5 protein-coding genes and 2 pseudogenes are annotated in these 5,848 nt (G+C 66.2%); 5 read left to right on the top strand and 2 right to left on the bottom strand.

The features are described 5' to 3' along the window. From EOA75_RS35245 to EOA75_RS27410, 5 genes and pseudogenes are all read left to right on the top strand, one after another. Positions 1-109 (top strand): annotated as a pseudogene (locus EOA75_RS35245) (IS5/IS1182 family transposase); the annotation flags it as partial. A gap of 13 nt (positions 110-122) precedes the next feature. After that, positions 123-689 (top strand): annotated as a pseudogene (dapB, locus tag EOA75_RS27425) (4-hydroxy-tetrahydrodipicolinate reductase); the annotation flags it as partial. Between the two features lie 204 nt (positions 690-893). Continuing rightward, positions 894-1,880: an ABC transporter substrate-binding protein gene (locus tag EOA75_RS27420; protein WP_245459230.1), complete on the top strand. Its 987-nt coding sequence runs from the start codon at positions 894-896 to the stop codon at positions 1,878-1,880. 163 nt (positions 1,881-2,043) lie between these two features. Continuing rightward, positions 2,044-2,898: an ABC transporter ATP-binding protein gene (locus EOA75_RS27415; protein ID WP_067330438.1), complete on the top strand. Its 855-nt coding sequence runs from the start codon at positions 2,044-2,046 to the stop codon at positions 2,896-2,898. 13 nt (positions 2,899-2,911) lie between these two features. Then, positions 2,912-3,787: an ABC transporter permease gene (locus tag EOA75_RS27410; RefSeq protein ID WP_067330441.1), complete on the top strand. Its 876-nt coding sequence runs from the start codon at positions 2,912-2,914 to the stop codon at positions 3,785-3,787. On the opposite strand, the gene EOA75_RS27405 is transcribed toward EOA75_RS27410, so the two are convergent. After that, positions 3,768-5,165: a sensor histidine kinase gene (locus EOA75_RS27405; protein ID WP_067330443.1), complete on the bottom strand. Its 1,398-nt coding sequence runs from the start codon at positions 5,163-5,165 to the stop codon at positions 3,768-3,770. The two genes, EOA75_RS27410 and EOA75_RS27405, sit on opposite strands and share 20 nt — an antisense overlap. Before the next feature lie 4 nt (positions 5,166-5,169). Next, positions 5,170-5,838, bottom strand: coding sequence for a response regulator (locus tag EOA75_RS27400; protein ID WP_067330446.1), 669 nt, complete (start codon positions 5,836-5,838; stop codon positions 5,170-5,172). Between the last annotated feature and the right edge of the window lie 10 nt (positions 5,839-5,848).

Here is a 5,848-nt window from a genome sequence, read left to right as displayed (position 1 = left end):
CTTCAACAAGCTCAAGCATTTCAGACGCTTCGCCACACGCTTCGATCGTCGCGCCGGCCACTTCCTCGCCTTCATCCATCTCGCCGCAGCTATGTTATGGATGCGCTGAATGTCGATTCAGCCTAGCAAAGGCATGCGCGGCGCGCGGCGGTCCGGCGCTGGTGATCGGCTCCACCGGCTTAGATGGTTCCGAGCTGGAGACGATCGCCGACGCGGCGAAGACGATCGCGATCGTGCGCTCCGGCAGTTACTCGCTGGGTCTCAACATGCTGACCGGGCTGGTGGAGCAGGCGGCGCGGGCGCTTGGGGCTGACGATTGCGACATCGATATCCTGGAAGCGCACCACCGTTTCAAGGTCGATGCGCCGTCCGGAACGGCGCTGATGTTGGGCGAGGCGGCGGCGCGCGGACGCGGCGTCAGGCTGGACGAAGTGGCGCGGCGCGCTCGAAATGGGACTGTCGGCACACGCCCTGCCGGCGAGATCGGCTTCGCCGTGCTGCGCGGCGGCAGCATCATCGGCGAGCATTCCGTCAGCTTCCTCGCCGAGGGCGAGGCGCTGACGCTCTCGCACTCGGCTGGCGACCGCTCGATGTTTGCTCGCGGCGCCATCGCGGCGGCACTCTGGGTGGCCGGACAGTGTCCAGGCGAATACGGCATGCACGATGTGCTTGGCTTCGCCGCTTCGTGACCAGCGATAGCTGCGGAATTCGCTCTTTCGGCCGCTAAAATGACTGAAAGCCAGCTGAAAGCTTGGGCATGCCATGACATTTTTGCGGCGTTCGCCGCGGGATCGGTCCGGGAGCGGGCCGGCAAGGAGGAAATGCGGCGTGGCCTGGTGGCACGCCGCCCAGGTGGAGGAAGTTACGTGTCCGGTTTCATCTCGAAGTGCGTCTTGCGTTCGGCGGCGCTTTCGTTTGCCATCGTCGCCGCGGGCGCCACGGCGGCATCGGCTGCCGACAAGATCACTATCATCGTCGGCGGCATGGAAAAGCAGATCTACCTGCCGGCCGTGCTCACCCAGCAGCTCGGCTACTTCAAGGATGAGGGGCTCGATGTCGAGCTGGTCAACTCCCGCGCCGGCGTCGAGGCCGAGAATGAGTTGCTGGCCGGTGCCGTGCAGGGCGTCGTCGGCTTCTATGATCACACCGTCGACTTGCAGTCGAAGGGCAAATACATCCAGTCGATCGTCCAGTTCAGCCAGGCGCCGGGCGAGGTCGAGCTGGTTTCGGCCAAGCATCCGGAAATCAAATCGCCGGCCGACTTCAAGGGCGCCACGCTCGGCGTCACCGGTCTTGGCTCCTCGACCGATTTCCTGACGCAGTATCTCGCCGTGCGCAACGGCCTGAAGCCGGGCGACTACACGCTGCTGCCGGTGGGCGCCGGCAACACTTTCATCGCCGCCGTCAAGCAGGACCAGATCCAGGCCGGCATGACCACCGAGCCGACCATCGCCAAGCTGCTTCAGACCGGCGAGGCCAACGTGCTGGTCGATATGCGCACGCCCGAAAAGACCAGGGAAGCGCTGGGCGGCGACTATCCGGCGGCATCCTTCTATGTCCAGTCCGCCTGGATCGAGAGCCATAAGGACGAGGCGCAGAAGCTCGCCAACGCTTTCGTCAAGACGATGAAGTATATCGCCAGCCATTCGGCCGAAGAGATCGCGGACCAGATGCCGAAGGATTATTACGCCGGCAACAAGGACCTCTATGTGCAAGGGTTGGCCGGCGGCAAGGCGATGTTCACGCCTGACGGCCGCATGCCCGCCGATGGCCCGGAGACGGTGCTGAAGGTGCTGTCGACCTTCTCGAAGAGCCTGCAGGGCAAGCAGATCGACCTGTCGAAGACCTATACCACGGCATTCGTCGACGCCGCCAAGTAGCGCCGACAGGGAGCCGGGCCTGCCGGCTCGGTCGTTGAAGAACAACAAGTTGCGCCGCTTGCCTGAATCAATTCGGCAGCGGCGCCTTTCCGGATACCGAGGCGCGGCGGGCCCATGGGCTCGAGCCCCAGTCATCCTCGCACCATCGCTACAGGAGTGTGCCATGCAGTTGCAAACCATGGCGGCCGAGAAATTGTCTCCGGCCGCGCCGCCGGCTGATGCCGCGATCGCCATCGACGATGTGACGCTGCGCTTCGTCACCCCCGACGGCCACATGATGACGGCCATCCGCGATTTCACCATGACGGTGGCGCGCGGCGAGTTCGCCTGCGTCGTCGGGCCGACCGGCTGCGGCAAGTCGACGACGCTTAACCTCGTCACCGGGCTGCTCAGGCCGACGACCGGCAATGTCCGCGTCATGAGCAATCCCGTAACCGAGATCAGCCGCGACATCGGTTTCGTCTTCCAGGCAGACGCGCTGTTTCCGTGGCGCAGCGTCATCGACAACGTCGCCGCCGGCCCGCTCTATCGCGGCACGCCGAAGGCTCAAGCCTATGACCGGGCGCGCGACTGGATCGCCCGCGTCGGCCTTGCGCGTTTCGAGAAACACTATCCGCACCAGCTCTCTGGCGGCATGCGCAAACGGGTCGCGCTAGCGCAAACCTTCATCAACCAGCCAAAGATCCTGCTGATGGACGAGCCGTTCAGCGCGCTCGACATGCAGACCCGCACCGCCATGCAGGACGAGCTGCTCGGCCTCTGGTCGGAACTCAAATCCTCCGTCGTCTTCGTCACTCACGATCTCGAGGAGGCGGTGGCGCTGGCCGACAAGGTCTATGTGCTCACCGCCGGGCCGGGCACGGTGAAGAGCGTCTACCGCATCGACCTGCCGCGCCCGCGTGTCATGGCCGACATCCGCTACGATCAGAAATTCATCGAGATCGCCAAGGTGATCTGGAACGACCTGCGCGAGGAAGTGCAGCTCGGCCAGAGCCGCGGCCTGCAGACCGGCCATTGAAAGGAGACTTGCCATGACCGCCATCTCTCCAGCCTCTCACCAAGCCGCCCGCGCGACCTCGATCGTCGCCGCGGAAGCCCGGGCGAGGGCGCGGCTGCGCCGCCGCCATGCCTTGGTCATCGGCCTGCGGCTCGCCATCCTGATCGTCTTCCTCGCTCTTTGGGAACTTGGCGCCGATCTCGGCGTCATCGATCCGTTCTTCTTCTCAAGCCCCTCCGGCATCTGGGAGCAGATCTGGTCCTGGGTCACCGAGGGCACCTCGCAGGGGCCGCTCTGGCTGCAGATCTATGTGACGCTCGAGGAAACTTTCCTCGGCTTCGCCATCGGCGCCGTCGGCGGCATCGCCGCCGGCATCATCCTTGGCCGCAACAAGCTCCTGGCGGATGTCTTCTCGATCTACATCAAGATCGCCAACTCGGTGCCGCGCGTCGTGCTGGGCTCGGTCTTCATCATAGCGCTCGGCCTCGGCATGGCCTCCAAGGTGGCGCTGGCCGTCGTCATGGTGTTCTTCGTGGTCTTCGCCAACGCCTTCCAGGGCGTGCGCGAGGCCGACAGGGCGATGATCGCCAACGCCCAGATCCTCGGCGCCTCACCCTATCAGATCACCACCACAGTCATCATTCCCTCGGCCATGAGCTGGATCCTGGCGAGCCTGCATGTCAGCTTTGGCTTCGCGCTGGTCGGCGCCGTGGTCGGCGAGTTCCTCGGCGCCAAGCAGGGCATGGGCTTGCTGATCTCGACCGCCCAGGGCGCGTTCAACGCCAATGGCGTCTTCGCCGCCATGATTATCCTGGCGGTGATGGCGCTGGTGGTGGAGTTCATCATCACCCGTTTCGAGAACTACGTCGTCAAATGGCGTCCGGCGCCGTTCAACGAGCAGGGGGCCTGACCGCTCCAGTCGGCCTGTCCTGGGGCGCGGCGAGCGGCAGCCGGACCTCGACCCTGAGCCCGCTGCCGGCGGCCCCGCCAAGCGCAACGCTGCCGCCGGCATTCTCGACCACCTCGCGTACGATCGCGAGTCCGAGCCCGCTGCCTTCCTCGGCAGCACCGGCAATGCGGTAGAAGCGCTCGAAGACCTGCTCGCGCTCTTCGGCCGGAATGCCGGGACCGGTGTCGGTGACCGTCAGCACGCCCTCGCGACCGATCGCGGCCAGCTGGACGGTCACCGTGCCGCCGGCTGGCGTGTAGCGCAGCGCGTTGTCGACCAGGTTGACGATCATCTCGCGCAGCATGGTGCCGTCGCCGATGACGGGAACAGGTCCGGCTTCCTCGAGCCCAAGATCGATGTTGCGCTCGACGGCCTTCGGCGCATGTGTTTCCAGCACCTCGCGGGCGGCTTCGGTGAGGTCGATGCGGTCGGCACGCGGCCGGCGGCTGCCCGGCTCGGCGCGCGACAGCGTGAGCAGCTGTTCGGCCAGCCGCGCCAGCCGGCCGGAGCCTGCCTGTAGGGCCACCAGCGCCTCCTCGCGCCGGTCGGCGGCGCTTTCGCGCAGCACATAGCTCGCCTGTGTCGACATGAGCGCCAGCGGCGTACGCAGCTGGTGCGCGGCATTGGCGATGAAGCGGCGCTGCGCCGCCATCTGCGCCCGCACGCGCTCCATATAGGCGTTGAGCGCGTCGATCAGCGGCCGGATCTCGCTTTGCGCGCCCGGCACCTCGACCGGGTCGAGATCGCTGCGATCCGGCGAGCGCACCGTATCGCGCAGGCGCATCAGCGGCGCCAGCCCGCGGCGCAGGCCAAGCAGCACGAAGAGGCCGGCGATCGCCACCAGCGCCAGCTGCTGGGCAAAGGCGCTGAACCACAGCCGCTGCACCATCGCGTCATGGCCGGCGAGCGTGACGCCCACCGTGACCCTGATCGGCGAATCCGTGCCGGCGCCGATCACGGCATGGCTGAGCGTTGTCAGACGCAGCCGACGATCGCGATAGGAAGCCTCGATGCTGCCGCTCTGCGACGCCTGGGGGAGGTCGGGATATCCGGTCAGCAGCCGGCCGTTGGCGGTCTCGACCCGGTAGTAGACGCTGTCGCGGTCGCCGGTGTCGAACATCTCGATCGCCGCCGGCGGAATGGTGGCGTCGAGCACGCCTTCGGCCATCGCCACCCGCTCGGCGATCGCGCGCGCCGAGCCGACCAGCATCCGGTCGGTGACCAGATCTGCCGTCGCCAGCGCGTTGCGCTGGCTGGTCCACAGATTGACCGTCACCAGCGCGGTCAGCGGCAGCACCACCCAGGCCAGCAATTGCAGGCGGAGGCTGCTAATTTTCATGGCCCTAATCTTCATGGCGGAGCAGATAGCCAAGGCCGCGCAAGGTGGCGATCTGCACGCGCGAGCCTTCCAGCTTCTTGCGCAGCCGATGCACGTAGATCTCGATGGCGCTGGGATCGGCGTCGGTGTCGAAGTCGTAGATCGCCGTCGAGAGTGCCGCCTTGCTCACCGTGCGCCCCGCCTTGACTACCAGCTGTTCCAGCACCGCATGTTCGCGCGGCGTCAGCGAAAGCGCCGCGCCGCCGAGCGAGAACAGCCTTGTGTTGGTGTCGAAGACGAGGTCGCCGCAGGAGATGACGGGCGCTGTCCGGTCGTTGGCACGGCGCAGCTGCACGCGGATGCGCGCTTCCAGTTCCTCGATCTGGAAGGGTTTAGCCAGATAGTCGTCGGCGCCCTCGTTGAGGCCCTTCACCCGGCCGTCGAGACTGGCGTTGGCGGTGAGCACGATGACCGGCACCGGGTTGCCGCGTGCCCTCAGCCGCTTCAGCACCTCCATCCCGCCCATGCGCGGCAGGGCGAGGTCGAGGATGATCAGCGCATGGTCGCCGGCCGCCAGCGCATGCTCGACGTCCTCGCCGTCATGTACCACGTCGACGACGTAGCTCGCCTGGCGCAGCGTCTTGCTCAGCCAATCGGCCAGTTCGCGATTGTCTTCGACAAGCAGGAGCCGCATCGTCCATCGC

The organism is Mesorhizobium sp. M1A.F.Ca.IN.022.07.1.1 (assembly GCF_003997575.1).
In the GTDB taxonomy this organism is placed as follows: Bacteria; Pseudomonadota; Alphaproteobacteria; order Rhizobiales; family Rhizobiaceae; genus Mesorhizobium.
The sequence above is the reverse complement of the archived record's forward strand: the minus strand, read 5'-3'. Positions and strand labels throughout refer to the sequence as shown.